An 18,338-nucleotide genomic window follows, 5' to 3' on the forward strand; every position below is an offset into this window, starting at 1 on the left:
CTGGCAGCCGCGGGCGCGAATTCCGCCGCAGACTTGTCGATTCCCGCCCCCGCCGTTCGACAACATTGCAAACCGTGTCCGCTTCCGGGAGTGCGCCATGAAGTTCGTCTGCCTCGGGTACGCCGACATGAAGCTGTTCCAGCAGTTCAGCCCGGCGGAGATGGCCGCGAAGATGGAGGAGTGCATGGCCTACGACGACGAGCTCCGCCGCGGCGGTCACTTCCTCGGCGGCGAGGCGCTGCGGCCGCCGGAGGAGGCCAGGACCGTGCGGCCGAGCGGCGGCAAGGTGGTCGTCACGGAAGGCCCCTACGCCGAGACGAAGGAGCAGCTCGGCGGCATCCTGCTGCTGGAGGCGCGCGACCTGGCCCACGCCGTCGAGCTGATGTCGAAGCACCCCGGCGTGGCGTTCGGCCCGTTCGAGGTGCGGCCGGCGGACGCGGAGGTCAACGCCCTCATCGCGGCCCGCGGCTGAGGCCGGCCCCCCGCCCGTCGTTGATCCGCCCCGGGCGCCGGGGTATCCTTGTTGTCATGCCGTCTCTCCCCCGCCTCCTCGCGGTCGCCGTCGTCTGCGCGGCCGCGCTCGCCACCGGCCCCCACGGCCCGGCGCAGCCCGCCGCGGCGCCGGACGCGGACGCCGAGGCGCGCGCCGTCCTCACCGCCACCTGCGTGAAGTGCCACGGCCCGACGCGGCAGAAGGGCGGCCTCCGCCTCGACTCCCTCGCCGCCGCCACCGCCAAGGCCGACTCCGGCTCGCCCGCCGTCGTGCCGGGCAAGGCCGCCGACAGCGAGTTGATCCGCCGCGTGACGGAAAAGGACGCCGCGCTGCGGATGCCGCCCGGTGACACCCCGCTGACACCGGCACAGGTGGCGGCGCTGCGCCGCTGGATCGACGGCGGCGCGAAGTGGCCCGGCACCGTCGCCCCGGCCGCGACCGCGAAGGCGGAGCTCGTGGTCACCGACGAGGACCGCAAGCACTGGGCGTACCGGCCGCTGGCGCAGATCACCCCGCCCGCCGGCGCCGGCAACCCGGTGGACCGCTTCGTCCGTGCCGCACTTGCCGCGAAGGGGCTGACGCCGTCGCCGGCGGCCGACCCGCGGGCGCTGATCCGCCGCGTCACGTTCGACCTCACCGGCCTGCCGCCGCCGCCCGCCGACGTGGAAGCGTTCGCCGCAGCCGCGGACCGCGACGCCGCTTATGCCGCGCTGGTCGATCGGCTGCTGGCGTCGCCGCAGTACGGCGAGCGCTGGGGCCGGCACTGGCTCGACGTAGCGCGGTACGCCGACAGCGGGGGCTACGAGGGCGACGTCGACCGGCCGACGGCGTTCCACTACCGCGACTTCGTCATCCGGGCGCTCAACGACGACCTGCCGTTCGACGAGTTCGTCCGCCGCCAGCTCGCCGGCGACGAGTACGCCCCCGACGACCCCCGCGCCGTGGCCGCCACCGGCTTCCTGGCCGTCGGCCCGAGCCCGGAGCTGCCCGTGCGGCTGCTCGAAGAGGAGCGCACCCGCCAGCGCTACATCGACCTCGACGACATGGTTTCGACCACCGGCTCGGCGCTGCTCGGGCTGTCGCTCGGCTGCGCCCGCTGCCACGACCACAAGTTCGACCCCATCCCCACGCGCGACTACTACCGGCTGACGGCGGCGCTCCACTCCGGCGACCGCGCCGAGGTGCCACTCGGCACCCGCGCCGAGGTCGAGGCGAACCGCCGGGTGCGGGCCGCGTGGGACGGGCAGAAGAAGGCGGCGGAGGCGGAGTTGAAGCAGTGGCTCGACGGCCGGAAGAAGGCGCTCGGGAAGGGCGACGCCGACCTCCGCGCGGCGCTGGACGACGCGGGGCGGGCGCGATGGGACGCGCTCGCGGCCGAGGTCGCGGCCGTGAAGCGCCGCGAGCCGAAGGCGCTGCCGGCGGCGCTGGCGTACCGCGATTCCGGCGGCAAGGCGGCGCCGAGCTGGCTGTTCGGCCGCGGCGACTTCCACGACAGGAGCTCGCCGGTCGAGCTCGGCTTCGTCACCGTGCTGAGCCGCGGCAAGGACCCCGCCGACTACTGGAAGGCGGCCCGAGCCGCCGGCGATCGCACAGACACTACCTACCAGCGGCGGGCGCTCGCCGACTGGATCACCGACGCCGACCGCGGCGCCGGCCCGCTGCTGGCGCGGGTGATGGTCAACCGCGTGTGGCAGGGCCACTTCGGCGAGGGGCTGGTGCGCACGCCGAACGACTTCGGCGCCCGCGGCGACCGGCCTTCGCACCCGGAGCTGTTCGAGTGGCTGGCCGCAGACCTCGTCGGCAACGGCTGGAAGCTGAAGCGCCTGCACCGCACCATCGTGTTGAGCGACACCTACCGCCAGGGCACGGCGTTCGACGCCGACAAGGCGAAGGTCGATCCCGACAACCGGCTGCTGTGGCGCGTCCGGCCGAAGCGGCTGGAGGCCGAGGCGCTGCGGGACGCGATGCTGGCGGTGAGCGGCAAGCTGAACCCGGAGATGTACGGCCCGGCGTTCAAGCCGCCGATCCCGGCCGACGCGATGGTGGCGCGGAACCTGAAGAACCCGTACCCGAAGAACGTCGCCGACGGCCCCGCGGTGTGGCGGCGGAGCGTGTACCTGTTCCACAAGCGCGTCATCCCGTACCCGCTGTTCCAGGCGTTCGACGCCCCGGACGCGCAGCAGTGCAGCGGGAAGCGGAACATCACCACGGTGGTGCCGCAGGCGCTGGCGGTGCTGAACGACCCGTTCGTCCGCGCCCGCGCCGCCGACTTCGCCGACCGCTTGATGCGCGACGCCGACCCCGTGGGGCGGGCGTACCGGCTGGCGTTCGCGCGGCCGCCGACCACCGCCGAACGCGAGGCGGGGGTGGCGTTCCTGGCGCGGCGGGAGCGCGACCGCGCCGGCCGCGGCGACCCGAAGCGCGACGCGCTGGCGGACTACTGCCAGGTGCTGTTCGGGCTGAACGAGTTCATCTACGTCGACTGACCCGAGGCCGCCGTGACCCCCATCGACCGCCGCCAACTCCTCCGCGCCGCCGGGGCCGGGTTCGGCCTCGTCGCCCTCGCCGACCTGCTCCGCGCGCAGGCGCCGCCCGCCGGCCCGCTGGCGCCGCGGCCGGCGCACTTCCCCGCGAAGGCGAAGGCCGTCATCTGGCTGTTCATGGAGGGCGCCCCGAGCGGCGTCGACCTGTTCGACCCCAAGCCCGCCCTCGACCGCAACGACGGCAAGCGCATCCCCATCGACGTGTTCAACGGCAGCCCCGGCCCGCTGATGAAGTCGCCGTTCACCTTCCGCCGGTACGGCCAGAGCGGGGCGTGGGTGTGCGACCGCTACCCGAACGTCGCCAAGCACGTGGACGAGTTCGCGTTCGTGAAGTCGCTGTACTCCGAGTCGAACGATCACGTCCCCGCGCTGTACCAGATCAACACCGGCATCGGTCGGCCGGGCTTCCCGTCGGCCGGGTCGTGGGTCACGTACGGCCTCGGCAGCGAGAACCAGAACCTCCCCGGGTTCGTGGTGCTCGGCAACAGCGCGGGCGTGAAGGGCGGGCCGATCAACTGGTCCGCGGGGTTCCTGCCGTCGGCGCACCAGGGGACGCTGTTCCGCCCCGAGGGGAACCCCGTGCTGAACCTGCGGCGCACGGCCGGCGTGACCGCCGCGGACCAGCGGGCGCAGCTCGACCTGATGGCCCGGCTGAACGCCGACCACCTCCGCGCCCGGCCCGGCGAGCCGGACCTGACGGCGCGGATCGAGTCGTTCGAGCTGGCGTACCGGATGCAGGCCGAGGCCGCCGACCTGCTCGACCTGTCGAAGGAGCCCGCGGCGACGCGCACGATGTACGGCCTCGACGACCAGCGCAGCCGGTCGTTCGGCACGAAGTGTTTGCACGCCCGGCGCCTGATCGAGCGCGGCGTGCGGTTCGTGCAGGTGTACTCGGACGGCGAGTGGGACGCGCACTCGGACCTGCGCGGCAACCACACGAACCACTGCGCCGCGACCGACGTGCCGATCGACGGCCTGCTGACGGACCTGAAGCGGCGCGGGCTGCTCGATTCGACGCTGGTGATCTGGGGCGGCGAGTTCGGGCGGATGCCGGTGTCGCAGGGGAACGGCGGCCGCGACCACAACCCGCACGGGTTCCTGTGCTGGATGGCCGGCGCCGGCATCAAGGGCGGCGCCAGCCACGGCGAGACGGACGAGTTCGGCCACCGGGCCGTGACCGACCGCACGACCGTTCACGACCTGCACGCGACGATGCTGCACCTTTTGGGCGTGGACCACAAGCGGCTGACGTACTTCCACAACGGCCGCTCGTACCGCCTGACCGACGTGGCCGGCGAGGTGCTGACGCGCGTGCTGGCGTAGAGCCCTGTTAGGCCGGGGCGCAAGCCCCGTTGGCTTCTCAATCCCGACGGGGCTTGCGCCCCGGCCTAACGGCCCACCGGCCGCCCCCCGCATCGCACTCGGCGCACTTTCCTCCTTGACACAACTTGGCCTTGCAAAGTACACTGCCTCCGCACCACGGAGGAAGCCCCGATGCGGGCGCAGGACGCCATCGACCGGCTCGGCCTGATCCACGACCAGCTCGCCCGCGCCGAGGTGTACCCCGGCTTCCGGCCGCCCGCGGTCGCGCTCGTCGGCGCCCTCGGCCTCCTCGCCGCGGCCGCGCAGCCGCTCGCGCCCGTCGGGTTCGTCGCCTACTGGCTCGGCGTCGCCGGCGTCGGAGGCGTGATCGGCTTCGCGGCGGCGGCCCGCTCGTACGCCCACGAAGAAGACGACCTCGAACGCCGCCGCACCCGCCGCGTCATGGCGCAGTTCCTGCCGTGCCTGCTGGCCGGCGGTGCCGTCACCGTCGGCGTCGCCCGGGCCGACGCGGTGCAGCTGCTGCCGGGGCTGTGGGCGCTGTTGTTCGGCCTCGGGGTCGTCGCGGCCCGGCCGCACCTGCCGGCGGCGGTGTGGTTCGTCGGCGCCGGCTACGTCGCGGTCGGGGCGGCGCTGATGGCCACGGCCGACGCGGAGCCGTCCGGGTGGGCTGTCGGCGGCGTGTTCGGGGTGGGGCATCTGGCGACGGCAGTGGCGCTGCGCGGTCGGCGGGAGGAATGCCATGAGTGAAGACGACGGCCGGTACGCCTACGACGGGCTCGACCGGGTGCTGCACGAGAAGGCCCGGCTCGGCATCCTGACGGCGCTGGTGCCGCGGCCCGGCGGCCTGTCGTTCGGCGACCTCGCCCGGCTGTGCGCGCTCACCGACGGGAACCTGAGCCGCCACCTGGACGTGCTCGCGGCCGACGGGCTGGTGAAGGTGACGAAGGCGTTCGCCGGCCGCCGCCCGCTGACGACGTGCGTGCTGACCGCGGCCGGGCGGAAGCGGTTCCGGGCGTACATCGCCGAGCTGGAGCAGGTGGTGCGCGACGCGGCCGCGGCGGCGGACCCGGCGGCGCGGCCGGGCCTGGCGGGGGCGTAGCGTCCGCCGCTCGCGGCGTAGCGGCGTGTGCGCCGCTACGCCGCGAGCGGCAAGACCAGGAGCCGCGAACGGGCGGGGACCACCCCGCCCTTCTTTCAGGTCTTTAACTTTGCAATCCCAAGTTATTTGCAAATTCAGGAGCGCCCCGCCGTGCCGACCGTCCCCCGCGCCCTCCGCGAGCCGCCGCCGCTCGACGCCCGCCGCCGCACCGCGCCGCCGAGCCCGCGCACGGCGCTGCTCGTCAACCCGTTCTACCCCAAGGACCCGCACGCCAGCTTCGGCAAGCATGTCCTCACGCCCACCCTCGCCCTCACCGCGATCGCCGGCGCCACGCCGGCCGGGTGGAGCGTCCGCTACTGGGACGAGAACCTCCTCCAGGGCCACCCGCCGAGCGACCCGTTCCCGCGGGTCGTCGGCATCACCGTCCACCTGACGTTCGCGCGGCGGGCGTTCGAGCTGGCGCGCTGGTACCGCGACCGCGGCGCGACGGTGGTCCTCGGCGGGCTGCACGTCCTCTCGTGCCCCGACGAGTGCGCCCCGCACGCCGACGCGCTGGCCTTCGGCGAGGGGGCGCAGCTGTGGCCCGTCATCCTCCGCGACATCGAAGCGGGGCAGCTGCGGCCCCGCTACGACGGGTCGTACCAGCGGCCGTACACCGCCGACCCGCCGCCGCGGCGCGACCTGCTGGACCGCCGCGCGTTCCTGACCACGACCAGCGTCAACGCCACGCGCGGGTGCCACAACCGCTGCGGCTTCTGCTACCTCAGCACCGACGGTCTGAAGGTGCCGTACCAGTGCCGCGACCCCGAGCAGGTCGCCGCCGAGATCGCCGCCGACGGCCAGCCGTACTGCGTGTTCACCGACAACAACCTCGGCTCGCGGCCGGACTACCTGCGGGACCTGTGCCTGGCGTTGCGGCCGCTCGGCATCATCTGGAGCGCCGCCGTCACCCTCGACGTGACCGACGACGCCTCCCTCGTGCGCGAGATGGCGCTGGCCGGGTGTACCGGCGTGTTCGTGGGGTTCGAGTCGCTGACGGACGAGAACCTGGCGGCCGCGAAGAAGAAGACGCCGCGGGCCGCGGAGTACGCCCGCCGCGTCGGCGTCTTCCACGACCACGGCATCCAGGTGAACGGCAGCTTCGTCCTCGGCTTCGACCAGGACCGCAGCGGCTGCTTCGAAGAACTCGTGGACTGGATCGAGGGGGTGCGGATGGAGTCGGCGACGTACCACATCCTGACGCCATACCCGGGCACGCCGCTGTTCCGGCAGATGGAATCCGAGGGCCGGCTGCTGCACCGCGACTGGACGCTCTACGACACGGCGCACGTGGTGTTCCGGCCGCGGCACCTGAGCGTGGAGGAGCTGGCGGCGGGGTACGAGTACTGCTACCGGCGGACGTTCTCGCACCGCTGCATCTGGCGGCGGCGGCCTGGCGACTGGCGGGCGGTGCCGGCGTACCTGCTGATGGCGTACCTGTACAAGCGGTCGAACTGGCTGTGGCCGCTGCTCATCCGCCGCCGGCTGACGCACTGGGCGTGGCGGCCGCTGCTGGAGGCGTCGCGGTGGCGGCACCTCCGCTTCCGCCGGCGGCTCGAAGTGCGGGGCGAGTGTCGCGCCCGTCCGGGGGTGCCGGTCACCGCGGGGGTGTGAGGCCCGACACGTCTTGAAGCCGACCCGCGGGATTTCGTTGCGTGCCGGCCGGGCGCGGGTGTATATTCCGCGTAATCGCTTCACCCGGCCGCGGACGTTCTCCCCGTTCAGGTCGCACGTCCCGGTGCGGTTGTCGCCTCTCCCCGCGTGTCCGTTCAGGAGACGTGTCATGGCCGCCCGCGCGCCCGCGCCCGCCGCTCCGAGCGTCCGCTCCGACCTCGACGCCCTGCAGGGGGCGTGGGAGTCCGTCGCCGGCACCCGCCAGGCCCGGCTCCTCGTCGCCGGCCGCAAGTTCTGCTTCGAGTTCAGCGGCGGCGACATCTACATCGGCACCTTCGACCTCGGCCCCGCCGGGCAGCTCGACATGCACGTCGAGGAAGGCCCGGCCGACCACCGCGGCACGTCGCCGTGCCTGTACCAGCTCGACGGCGGCGTGCTGCGGTGGTGCCCCGGCCGGCCGCGCTCCGGGAAGCGGCCGTCGCGGTTCCCCGACGTCGACGACTCCCGCTACCTGTCGCTCGTGTTCCGCCGCGCCGCCCGGCGCAAGTAACGTCGGTCATCTTTCGGGTCCACGTTCCGCCCCATGAAAGGGATTCCTCCATGACCGCTGCCGTCGCCGACCGCCCCGCCCGCGCCCCGGACACGCTCCGGGAACCCGTGGACACCGCCTACGAGTACCCCGGCATCCCCACCACGTGCGACGGGGCCGAGGCCGTCGTCCACGTCGAGATTCGCATCAGCCAGGCCGCGGGGGCGTACCCGATCACCAGCTCCACCACGATGGGCGGCGGGTTCAACGCCAGCGTCATGAACGGCGGCACGAACCTGTGGGGCGACACCCTCGTGTTCTTCGAGCCGGAGAGCGAGCACAGCGCCGCCGCCGTGTGCGAGGGCTTCGCCGTCGCCGGCGGGCGCGTCACCAACTTCACCAGCGGGCAGGGGCTCGTGCTGATGAAGGAGGTGCTGTACACGATCAGCGGCAAGCGGCTCCCGGTGGTGATGAACATCGGCGCCCGCGCCCTCACGAGCCAGGGGCTCAACGTCCACGCCGGGCACGACGACGTGATGAGCGTGGCCGACGTGGGCTGGGGGATGCTGTTCGCCCGCAACGCGCAGGAGGCCGGCGACTTCTGCCTCATCGCCCGCAAGGTGGCCGAGGCCACGCAGACGCCGTTCTTCAACGTGCAGGACGGGTTTCTCACCACCCACACCGTCGAGACGGTGCGGCTCATCGAGCCGGAGTTCATGAAGGAGTTCGTCGGCGACCCGAAGGAGCGCCTGACGAACATGATGGACACCGCCAACCCGATGATGTCGGGGGTGGTGCAGAACCAGGACTCGTACATGAAGGGGAAGATCGCCCAGCGCTGGTACTACGACCAGGTGCCGGACAAGCTGCAGGAGGCGTTCGACGAGTTCGCGCAGAAGACGGGCCGCCGCTACGGCATGGTCGAGGCGCACCGGTGCGAGGACGCCGAGTACGTGTTGGTGGGCATGGGCAGCTACATGGAGACGGCGAAGGTCACGATCGACTACCTGCGCGACGTGAAGAACATCAAGGCCGGGTGCCTGAGCGTGTTCGCCTTCCGCCCGTTCCCCGCCGTGGAGGTCGTGAACGCCCTGAAGGGGTGCCAGGCGGTGACGGTGTTCGAGCGGATGGACGACCCGCTGTCCACGACCGGGAACCACCTCACCCGCGAGATCAAGGCGGCGTACTACGACGCGGTCGTCGGCCAGAACGGCCACGAGCGGCTGACCGACCCGGCGCCGAAGGTGTACCACGGGGCGGCGGGGCTCGGCAGCCGCGACGTGCGGCCGGGCGACGTCATCGCCGCGTTCCACAACATGATGATGGACGGCCCGCACTTCTTCTCCGTGGGGATCGACCACAAGAGCGCCCTGGTCCGCAAGGAGGACCCGGACCTGCGGCCGCGCGGCGGGTTCTCGATGCGCGGGCACTCGGTCGGCGGGTTCGGCAGCGTGACGACGAACAAGATCATCGCCACCATCGCCGGCAACGTGTTCGGCAAGGACGTGCAGGCGTACCCGAAGTACGGCTCCGAGAAGAAGGGGCTGCCGACGACGTACTACCTCACCGTCGCCGACTCCCACATCTACACGCACAGCGAGCTGGAGAAGGTGGAGTTGTTGTGCGTGAACGACCCCACGGCGATGCTGAGCCCGCTGACGCTGAAGGGGCTGGTGCCGGGCGGGGCCGTGTTCATGCAGTCGCCGTACGCCGACCCGGCGGACGTGTGGGCGCGCATCCCGCCGGCGAACAAGCACACCATCCGCGAGAAGAAGATTCGGGTGTACTACTGCGACATGGTGCGGATCGCCCGCGAGGAGGCGAACGAGGCCGACCTGCAGATGCGGATGCAGGGGATCGTGCTGCTGGGGGCGTTCCTGAAGCTGACGCCGTACGCCCGCGAGGGCGAGATGACGGACGCGCAGGTGGAGGCGGGGGTGGAGAAGGCGCTGCGCAAGTACTTCGGGAAGCGCGGCGAGCAGGTGATCCGCGACAACATGAAGTGCATCAACCGCGGCCGCGACGAGACGCGCGAGATTCCCGCGGAGGTCATGTTCGCTCAGTAACGTCCACGCCCTACACACCCCGAATGACGAATGACGAATGACCCACCAATGACGAAAGAAGACGGACAGCGGTGCCCCGGCTCGGGGCTTCCCTTCGTCATTGGTGGGTCATTCGTCATTCGTCATTCTTAACCAGGAACCCGAGTCATGTCCGCAAGCACCGTCCCCGCGCCGTCGATGAACGCGGCGAGCGACAAGGACCCGTTCAACAACAACTGCTACGGCACCCTCACCGACCGCGACTACAAGCCGGTGAACCTCCGCTCGGCGCTGAACCTCACCGTGCTCGACGTGGCCGACTTCAACGACCGCATCATCCGCGGCTACGAGGAGGGGTACGGCGAGAAGGAACTGCCCGCCGACCTCACGCTGGCGCGCTCGCTCATCCCCGCGGGGACGGCGTCGCTGCGCGACTTCAGCTACATCGCGCCGGAGATTCCCGAGTACATCCCGTCGAACTGCACCGGCTGCATGGACTGCGTGACCGAGTGCCCGGACACGGCGATCCTCGGCAAGGTGCTCGGCGAGGACGAGTGGGAGCAGAAGCTCCTGACCATCCCCGAGGGCGACCGCGAGATGTTCAAAGCCCAGTGGTCGCGCACCAAGAAGTACTACGACGGCGGCAAGAAGAAGCAGGGCGTCGGCGGGATGTTCAACATCATCATCGACCCCTCCAAGTGCAAGGGGTGCGCCGAGTGCGTGACGGTGTGCGACGACGACGCGCTGAAGATGATGGCGAAGACCGACGAGGTGATGGTGAAGGCGCGCAAGAGCCACCGCTACTTCAAGAACATCGGCCCGAGCAACGAGAAGTTCATCAGCGGCAACCTCCTCATCGACATGATGCTGAAGGAGCAGACGCACATCTACACCGGCGGGGCCGGCTCGTGCGCCGGGTGCGGCGAGGGGACCGCGCTCCGCATGATGTGCGCCGCCACCGGCAGCAAGTACGGCGAGGACTGGGGCATCGTCGCGGCCACGGGGTGCAACACGGTGTACACGTCCACGTACCCGTACAACCCGTACCTGGTGCCGTGGACGAACTCGCTGTTCGAGAACGCCCCGACCTACGCCATCGGCGTGAGGATGAAGTGGGACCAGATGGGCTGGGGCAAGAAGCCGCTGTGGGTGATCGGCGGCGACGGGGCCATGTACGACATCGGCTTCCAGGCGCTGTCGCGCATGTTCGCCAGCGGCATGAACGTGAAGGTGTTCGTGCTCGACACGCAGGTGTACTCGAACACCGGCGGGCAGGCGAGCACGGCCACGTTCACCGGCCAGAACACGAAGATGAGCGTCCACGGCAGCGTGTTCGGCGGCAAGCAGGAGCGGCGGAAGGAGATGGCGCAGATCGCCATGATGCACCCGCGCACCTACGTGGCGCAGACGACGTGCGCCCACGTCAACCACTTCTACAAGGCGGTGCTGGGCGCCCTGGAGTTCGACGGCCCGGCGATCGTGTGCTGCTACACGACGTGCCAGCCGGAGCACGGCGTGGCCGACAACATGGCCGGCGAGCAGGCCCGGCTGGCGGTGGACACGCGGGCGTTCCCGCTCATCATCTACGACCCCCGCGCCGGCGACACGATCAAGAGCCGCATGTCGCTGGCGGGGAACCCGAACATGAAGGGCGACTGGTACGTCCACCCGAAGACGAACCAGGAGGTGACGTTCGTGGACTTCGCCCGGAGCGAGGGGCGGTTCGTGAAGCACTTCGACAAGGACGGCAACCCCTCGCCGACGCTGCTGGCCGCGAAGCAGGACCGGCTCGAGAACTGGCACGTGCTACAAGATTTGGCGGGGCTCCGGTAGCGCGCGGGTGTTTTCCGTCTTGCCGCTTGCGGCGTAGCGGGCCCAGGGTCCGCTACGCCGCAAGCGGCAGAACAAAGTCAAAAGCACATCCCATGAGCCACCCGCTCGTCATCGCGTACCACCTCGTCTGGACCGTGTACGGGTCGTGGCTCCCGAACGACCCACGCGGCAGCGGGTCGCGAACGGTCCGCTTCGACCCGCTCGCCGACCTCGGCGACATCCACCTCGGCCGCAAGCGGGTCCAGCCGCCGCGCCGCGAGGTGCGCGAGTTCTACGACCACGCCGCCGACCTGTTGAAGCACCCGGTCCTCGACCTCGACAAAGCCGCGAGGGCGATCGTCGGGGCGGCGCTTGGCGAAGTCGTTGCGGCCGAGCGGTACACCTGCTACGCCTGCGCCGTCATGCCCGACCACGTCCACCTGCTGGTCCGCAAGCACCGCCACACCGCCGAGGAGATGGTGACGACCCTGGCCGCGGCGAGCCGGGCGGGCCTCGTCGAAGCCGGCTGCCGCGACCCGGCACATCCGACGTGGACGGCGGGTGTCGGCTGGCGCGGGTTTCTGGAGCACCCCGAGGACGTGCGCCGCACCATCGGCTACATCGAACGAAACCCGTTGTCGCTCCGTCTCCCCGTGCAGCGCTGGCCGTTCGTCGTCCCCTACGACGACTGGCCGCTGCACGCGGGGCACAGCCCCAACTCGCCCTACGTCAAGCGGCTCCGCGCGGCGGGCCGCTACCCCTGATCCGCCGCTTGCGGCTTCGCGCATGACCCCACTCGCCACCCACGACTACACCCCCGGCGGCCTGGAGGCCGCCGACCACTTCCTCCGCCGCACGCGCTGGGAGCTGCGCGAGCTGTGGATGGTCCGCGCGTGGGCCGACCGGCTCCAGGTCATCGACGTGAACAAGGACGCCTTCGAGGTCCGCGGCCTCGGTTACCCCGACGCCGACGTGGTGCCGCTGTTGCGCCTGGTCAACGCCGCCTTCGACCCCGCCACCGTCCACGAGCCGACCGCCGCCGAGTACAAGGAGTTCCTCGCCGGCCGCCGCTTCCCCTGGGCCGCCGACCGAGCCATGTAGCCGTCAACGCCCGCCGCCCGGCGCGTCGGGCCACTCGAACCGCACCCACGGGTGCGCCTCCAGTAGCGCCTCCACCTTCGCCAGCAGCGCCGCGTTCCGCGGCTCCAGGTTCAGTGACTCGGCGTACTTCCGCAGCGCCGTCGGGATGTCGGCGTCGCACTCCGCCTGCCAGCCCGCCACCTCCAGGTCGTGCGCCGTCGTCCGCACCCACCCGGTCGTGTACAGCACCGGCCGCACCAGGAAGTTCCACACCAACGACACCACCGTCGCCGCCACCACGAACACGCAGAACACCAGCACGAAGTGGACCACGACGCCGCCCCCGGCCACTACCGGCGGCGCTCCAGGCCGAAGAAGTTCCGCAGGCCCAGCAGCAGGATCATGCCGATCGACCGCATCGCCTCCTGGCGGTTCACCTTGCTCGACCCGGCCCGCCGGTTCTCGAACAGGATCGGGTACTCGCCGATCTTGCACCCCGCCTTGTAACAGCGGAACAAGACCTCCTGCTGGAACGAGTACCCGCGCGACCGCACCGCCCCCAGGTCCACCTCGCGCAGCTTCGACACCCGGTAGCACCGGTACGCCCCGCTCGCGTCCTTCACCGGCATCCGGAACAGGAACCGCACCAGCGTGTTCACGCTCCGCGACATCACCTTCCGCGCCACCGGCCAGTTCTCCGTCGCGCCGCCGGCCACGTACCGCGAGCCGATCATCACGTCGTACTTGCTCATCCCCGCCAGAATGCCCGGCAGGTAGCGCGGCGGGTGGCTGAAGTCGGCGTCCATGTTCTGCAGCAGGTCGTAGTCGTGCTCCATCGCGTAGCGCATGGCGGCGAGCGTGGCGGTGCCGAGGCCGAGCTTGCCGGGGCGGTGGAGGGCGTGGATGCGGGGGTCGGTCGTCGCCAGCTCGTCCACGATGCGGCCGGTGCCGTCGGGGGAGTTGTCGTCGATCACGAGGATGTGGGCCTGCGGGACGACCTTGTGGATGTCGGCGATGAGGGCGGCGACGTTGCCGGCTTCGTTGTAGGTGGCGAGCGACACCAGCAGGCGGGGTTCGGCGGCCGGGGAGGCGGTCTCGGCGGGCACGTCCGGCACCTTCTTGTACGCGGGGCGGGGAATCCGGTATTTTCTACTGTACCGATCCCGTCCTGTCCGCGTTATGCCCGCGGGGCCGGCATTTTCGACTGCGGCGAGGCTCACTCATGGCAGACACCCTGGACATCAAGTGCCCGACGTGCGGCAAGGCGCTGAAGGTGCCGGCCGCGCTCGCGGGCAAGAAGGTGAAGTGCAAGGGGTGCGACACCGCGTTCGCGGTCGCCGCCCCGAAGGCCGCGAAGCCGGCGCCGAAGGCGGCCGCCAAGCCCGCCGCGCACCAGGCGGCGGCCCCCGAGCCCGAGAAGCCGAAGAGCCCGTTCCTCGACGACGACGACGAGCTGGACGAGCAGGGCCGGGTGAAGGCGATGGGCGTGGTGAAGGAGTCGGACGTGCCGCGGTGCCCGCACTGCACCGTGGACCTGGACCCGCCGGACGCGGTGGTGTGCTACCGGTGCGGGTTCAACAACGTCACCCGCATCAAGGCCGAGACGAAGAAGGTGATCGAGGCCACCGCCGGCGACTGGGCCGCGCACCTGGCCCCGGGCATCATCGCGCTGCTGATCTGCATCGGGCTGGTCGTGCTGGACGTGGTCTGCTGGATCAACATGAGCGACTGGCTGCAGGGGAGCTTCCTGGAGCAGGACGAGAAGGACATCCTCGGGAACAAGAAGATGTGGGTGAAGCCGGGGGCGTTCGTGGCGATCGTGATCGCCTTCTCGCTGATGCTCATCCTGCCGCTGGGCGTGTTCGCGTTCCGCCGGCTGGTGAAGAACTACAAGCCGGAGGAGCGGGTGAAGAAGTAGGGGACGGGGGGCAGGAGACAGGAGGCAGGAGACGGGAGACAAGCTTCTTCTGTCCGGCCGCCGGCTCCTGTATCCTGTCTCCTGTTTCCTGCCCCCTGTCCCCCGGCGCCCCATGCTCGCCAAGCTGCGGACGTTCGCCCTCGCCGGGATCGACGCGGTCCCGGTCGAGGTCGAGGTGGACGCCGCGGCCGGCACCCCCAAGACCGTCCTCGTCGGCCTCCCCGAGCTCGCCGTCCGCGAGAGCGTCCACCGCATCGAACGGGCGCTCGCCAACCTGGGGTACTTCCGCCCCACCGGCCGCACCATCATCAACCTGGCCCCCGCCGACCTGCGCAAGGACGCCGGCGCGTTCGACCTGCCGATCGCGCTCGGCGTCCTCGTCGCCACCGGGCAGGTGAAGCCCGACCAGATCGCCGACCTGGCCGCCGTCGGCGAGCTGGCGCTCGACGGCGCCGTGCGGCCGGTGAAGGGCGCGCTGTCGGTGGCGATGGCGGCGCGCGACCAGGGGCTGAAGCGGTTGCTGGTCCCCGCCGAGAACGCCCGCGAAGCCGCCGTCGTGGAAGAACTCCAGGTCTTCGCCGTCACGTCGCTGGCCGAGGCCGTCGGGCTGGTGACTGGGCAGGTGGACGTGGACCCGGTAGCGTACCGGCCCGAGGAGGTGGCCGGGCACCTGAACCGCTACGACATCGACTTCGCCGAGGTGCGCGGGCAGGAGTCGGCCAAGCGGGCGATGGTGGTGGCCGCGGCCGGCGGGCACAACATCCTCATGCTCGGCGCCCCGGGGTCGGGCAAGTCGATGCTCGCCAAGCGGCTGCCGACCATCCTGCCGCCGCTCACCGCCACCGAGAGCCTCGACACCACGCGCATCTATTCGGCCGTCGGCCAGCTGCCGCCCGGCGAGGCGCTGCTGGCGACGCGGCCGTACCGCAACCCGCACCACACCATCTCGGACGCCGGCATGGTCGGCGGCGGGCACGTGCCGCAGCCGGGCGAGATCAGCATGGCGCACCACGGCGTCCTGTTCCTGGACGAGCTGCCGGAGTTCAACCGCAAGAGCCTCGAAGTGCTGCGGCAGCCCCTCGAAGAAGGCTGCGTCACGATCGCGCGGGCGACCGGCAGCACCACCTTTCCCGCGCGGTTCATCCTGGTGGCGGCGATGAACCCGTGCCCGTGCGGCTACCTCGGCGACCCCCGACGCCCGTGCAAGTGCAACCCGATGGTCGTGGAAAAGTACCTCGGCCGCATCAGCGGGCCGCTGCTCGACCGGAACGGGACGAGTCTTCAGATGCCGATGCCCTGAGATGGACCACCCCGCCCGACAGCGGATAGCGCGTCAGCTTTGCCTTCTTCACTGCCTCGAAACGCAGGTCAATCCGCTCGATGGCCTCGCGCACCACAGTGCGGACGAGTGCCGGGTCGCCGGCCTTCATCACCTCCACCAGCTGCTCGACCTTGCCGACGACGTGAGCGACCGACCCCGCCGGTGACTGGCGAGTGGCTCGGTCGAGTTCCTCCTGGGCAGTTGCCCGCTCCTGCTTCCACTGCCGAATCTTCGCCTGCATGGTGGGGATGAGGTCGGCGTCCATTAGCAGGAGGTTGTCCGTCGCCTTGGCGATGTTCGCGTCCAGCTTGGCCTGCTTCATCCGCAGCCCCTTCACCGTTTGCTCGTCTGGCCCAGAGCGCTGCTCGGCCTGCCGCCGAACTTCCGCCTCAAGGCGCTCACGTTCGGCCGGGACGAGCAAGCGCGACTGGAGCACTTGCGCAATTTGCTCGATGACGACCCGCTCGTTGACGGTCCGCGGGCCGCACCTCCCCTGGGTGAAGTAGCTGCCGCAGCGGTAGATGGCCTGCTTGACTCCCCCGCTCATCTGCTTGGTGCCGTACATGGGCACGCCACAGTGTGCGCAGCGGAGCAGCTGGGAGAGCGGGTAGCTGGCCTTCTTCCGGCTCGGGGACGTGCGGGAGCGGTTGGAGGCGAGCTTCTGCTGCACCAGGTCGAAGAGCTCGGGTAGGACCAGAGGCTCATGCTGGCCGGGGATGACAAGCCAGGACTCGGACGAGGTGCGCTCTGACTTGTTGGCCTTCTTTTGTGTCGGCCGAATCTCCCCGCCGTCCGACCTGAAGAACTTCCCCTGCTTCACCTTCCCCCAAACGTAGGAGCCCGCGTAGACGTGGTTGGTCAGGATGTTGTGGACGGTGTTCTTACCCCACTGCTGGCGACCGTGCGGGGATGGCACGCCGAACGCGTTCAGCTCGGCGACGACCGCCATGAGGCTGAGGTCGCGGTTAGCGTAGCCGTCGAAGATGCGACGGACGACCTCAACCTTCCCAGGTGCGTCCGCGTCGGGCTCAAGGCCGACCCGATTTCCACCAGCATCGAGCTTGTACCTGTACCCGTAGGCGGCGCGGCCGACGAACAGTTTGCCCTCGCACGCCTTTCGTGCCATGCCGGTGGCCGTCCGCCGCCCCAAGGTGTGGGACTCGTCCGCCGCCTTGTACTGGCCGAGGAACGCAAGGAGCTGGCCCCCGAGGTCATCACGGTCCCAGGTCAGACGCCGCCCGGTGTCCACTACCTCGACGAACACCCCGACCTTCCGGAGGGGGTGGACGACGGTCGCCATGTACTCGACCGTGTCGTCCCGGGAGAGCCGAGATTGTTCGTCCACGACGATGAGGTCGAACTTCCCCTTCTGGGCATCCTGCAATAGCCGCTGGAACTGAGGGCGGGACGAGTCCGAGCCCCGCATCCCCAGGTCTTGGTAGACCTCGACGACCTCGTACCCCTTCCGCTGACAGTAAGGCAGAACCTGTGAGCGCTGGCGTTCCGGCGACCCGGTCTGGTCGTCGGTGCTCATGCGGATGTAGACGGCGGCTCGTGGCACGCGAGGTCTCCGACGGGGGCGAAGTAGGGGGCCAAGTAACTGGGGTGTGCGGCCTGGCTGGGCAACTCGGTCATCAGCAGGAGGCGGGCCAAGGCGGTAATGGCTGCGTCGGTCAGACGACCCTCGGTGGAAACGACCAACTCACCCCTACCGCGGTGCATGGGGCTCGCTTGCACGGAGTTCAGCCAGCTCTACGAACAGGGTGCCGTGCTCGGCAGTCAAGTGGTAGCATCTCGCGGCGGCAGCTATCGTCCCGCCGCCAGTGCCCGTGCCATCAGCCGGCACGAAATCAGCAATCACTAAAGTGCTCTCCAGTAAAGAGTTGTGAACATGTACCGAGGGCGACGCCTCAGTCCGCGAACGATGCTGTATGGTCGGGAGGGAGGCGCATGAGGTGATGGGTGCGCCGCGGTAAGAGGGATTACCGACTTGGAGGCAGCGTTAAGTAATTGTCACGCCAGTAGTTAGTGAGGAACCGGAGGGATAGAGGACCGAAAACGTGGGAGTGGGATTCAATCCCATTAACCCGATTTTACCATGCCGGGAGGAAAACTGTCAATGGGGTGCCTGCGAAAAGAATCGCTTGGTCCAGCAGAGAGGCGATGCACGGGCCGGACCTCACACCCCACAAGCGGGAGTGTCGGGTACAGCCATAGCCCCCCCAGGGGGGCACTGAGCCGAGGTGTGGCCTGTGCTTGTTGCGCAGCTCGTACGAGGGAGGCGTTTGGCCCTCCAGTGAAAATCTCTGGAATCACTTGACAGGCTGCCGACGACTGCATAGTCTATGAATCGACCGGCACGAAAATGTGTTGGGGACTATGAATTCGGAATTGGCAAGCACCGGAAGGTGCGGCCCCGATATTCATGAGGCACCGCAGCGGTGGTGAACCTCTTGTCTTCCCCCCGGACTGGCGGGGGGCGGGCGTCGGAATCAGCCGATGCGAGTGCGCTCGGCCCGCCG

The 18,338-nt window shown here is 70.2% G+C and carries 15 protein-coding genes and 1 pseudogene; 13 read left to right on the plus strand and 3 right to left on the minus strand.

From position 1 onward, the window contains the following. Nucleotides 1-97 precede the first annotated feature (97 nt). From ETAA1_RS01650 to ETAA1_RS01700, 11 genes are all read left to right on the plus strand, one after another. Entirely contained in the window at nucleotides 98-472 is a 375-nt protein-coding gene (locus tag ETAA1_RS01650) for a YciI family protein (RefSeq protein WP_145233738.1), read from the plus strand. A 56-nt stretch (nucleotides 473-528) separates the two neighbouring features. Continuing rightward, the gene (locus ETAA1_RS01655) at nucleotides 529-2,979 is read left to right on the plus strand and encodes a PSD1 and planctomycete cytochrome C domain-containing protein (RefSeq protein ID WP_145233740.1); all 2,451 of its coding nucleotides are present in this window, start codon (nucleotides 529-531) and stop codon (nucleotides 2,977-2,979) included. A gap of 12 nt (nucleotides 2,980-2,991) precedes the next feature. Next, a complete protein-coding gene (locus ETAA1_RS01660; protein WP_145233742.1) occupies nucleotides 2,992-4,359 on the plus strand; it encodes a DUF1501 domain-containing protein in 1,368 nt (455 codons plus the stop codon). 171 nt (nucleotides 4,360-4,530) lie between these two features. Beyond that, nucleotides 4,531-5,106, plus strand: coding sequence for a hypothetical protein (locus tag ETAA1_RS01665; protein WP_145233744.1), 576 nt, complete (start codon nucleotides 4,531-4,533; stop codon nucleotides 5,104-5,106). Beyond that, nucleotides 5,099-5,458 (plus strand): transcriptional regulator, encoded by a 360-nt coding sequence (locus ETAA1_RS01670; RefSeq protein ID WP_145233746.1) that lies wholly within the window; start codon nucleotides 5,099-5,101, stop codon nucleotides 5,456-5,458. Before ETAA1_RS01665 ends, ETAA1_RS01670 begins: the two co-directional genes overlap by 8 nt. Before the next feature lie 150 nt (nucleotides 5,459-5,608). After that, nucleotides 5,609-7,111 carry a B12-binding domain-containing radical SAM protein gene (locus tag ETAA1_RS01675; RefSeq protein ID WP_202920583.1) on the plus strand — a complete coding sequence of 501 codons (1,503 nt, stop codon included), beginning with the start codon at nucleotides 5,609-5,611 and terminating at the stop codon, nucleotides 7,109-7,111. Between the two features lie 169 nt (nucleotides 7,112-7,280). After that, nucleotides 7,281-7,661, plus strand: coding sequence for a hypothetical protein (locus tag ETAA1_RS01680; protein ID WP_145233750.1), 381 nt, complete (start codon nucleotides 7,281-7,283; stop codon nucleotides 7,659-7,661). Nucleotides 7,662-7,711: 50 nt separating this feature from the next. Then, on the plus strand, nucleotides 7,712-9,706 hold the full coding sequence (locus tag ETAA1_RS01685) for a 2-oxoacid:acceptor oxidoreductase family protein (RefSeq protein ID WP_145233752.1): 1,995 nt from the start codon (nucleotides 7,712-7,714) through the stop codon (nucleotides 9,704-9,706). 147 nt (nucleotides 9,707-9,853) lie between these two features. Then, complete coding sequence (locus ETAA1_RS01690) at nucleotides 9,854-11,518, plus strand: thiamine pyrophosphate-dependent enzyme (protein ID WP_145233754.1); 1,665 nt, start codon at nucleotides 9,854-9,856, stop codon at nucleotides 11,516-11,518. A 92-nt stretch (nucleotides 11,519-11,610) separates the two neighbouring features. Then, nucleotides 11,611-12,261 carry a hypothetical protein gene (locus ETAA1_RS01695; protein WP_145233755.1) on the plus strand — a complete coding sequence of 217 codons (651 nt, stop codon included), beginning with the start codon at nucleotides 11,611-11,613 and terminating at the stop codon, nucleotides 12,259-12,261. Nucleotides 12,262-12,283: 22 nt separating this feature from the next. Then, entirely contained in the window at nucleotides 12,284-12,598 is a 315-nt protein-coding gene (locus ETAA1_RS01700) for a hypothetical protein (RefSeq protein ID WP_145233757.1), read from the plus strand. A 3-nt stretch (nucleotides 12,599-12,601) separates the two neighbouring features. Here the strand turns inward: ETAA1_RS01700 and ETAA1_RS01705 are convergent, their stop codons facing one another. Both ETAA1_RS01705 and ETAA1_RS01710 read right to left on the minus strand, forming a co-directional pair. Next, complete coding sequence (locus ETAA1_RS01705; protein WP_145233758.1) at nucleotides 12,602-12,910, minus strand: hypothetical protein; 309 nt, start codon at nucleotides 12,908-12,910, stop codon at nucleotides 12,602-12,604. A 17-nt stretch (nucleotides 12,911-12,927) separates the two neighbouring features. Next, nucleotides 12,928-13,683 carry a polyprenol monophosphomannose synthase gene (locus ETAA1_RS01710; protein WP_145233760.1) on the minus strand — a complete coding sequence of 252 codons (756 nt, stop codon included), beginning with the start codon at nucleotides 13,681-13,683 and terminating at the stop codon, nucleotides 12,928-12,930. 116 nt (nucleotides 13,684-13,799) lie between these two features. Between ETAA1_RS01710 and ETAA1_RS01715 the strand changes: the two genes are divergently transcribed. Both ETAA1_RS01715 and ETAA1_RS01720 read left to right on the plus strand, forming a co-directional pair. Continuing rightward, nucleotides 13,800-14,495 carry a hypothetical protein gene (locus ETAA1_RS01715; protein WP_145233761.1) on the plus strand — a complete coding sequence of 232 codons (696 nt, stop codon included), beginning with the start codon at nucleotides 13,800-13,802 and terminating at the stop codon, nucleotides 14,493-14,495. 112 nt (nucleotides 14,496-14,607) lie between these two features. Next, nucleotides 14,608-15,786, plus strand: a pseudogene (locus ETAA1_RS01720) (YifB family Mg chelatase-like AAA ATPase); the annotation flags it as partial. Here the strand turns inward: ETAA1_RS01720 and ETAA1_RS01725 are convergent. Beyond that, a complete protein-coding gene (locus tag ETAA1_RS01725) occupies nucleotides 15,740-17,377 on the minus strand; it encodes a recombinase family protein (RefSeq protein ID WP_145233765.1) in 1,638 nt (545 codons plus the stop codon). The pseudogene ETAA1_RS01720 and the gene ETAA1_RS01725 sit on opposite strands and share 47 nt — an antisense overlap. Nucleotides 17,378-18,338: the final 961 nt, after the last annotated feature.

The organism is Urbifossiella limnaea (assembly GCF_007747215.1).
Lineage (GTDB): Bacteria > Planctomycetota > Planctomycetia > Gemmatales > Gemmataceae > Urbifossiella > Urbifossiella limnaea.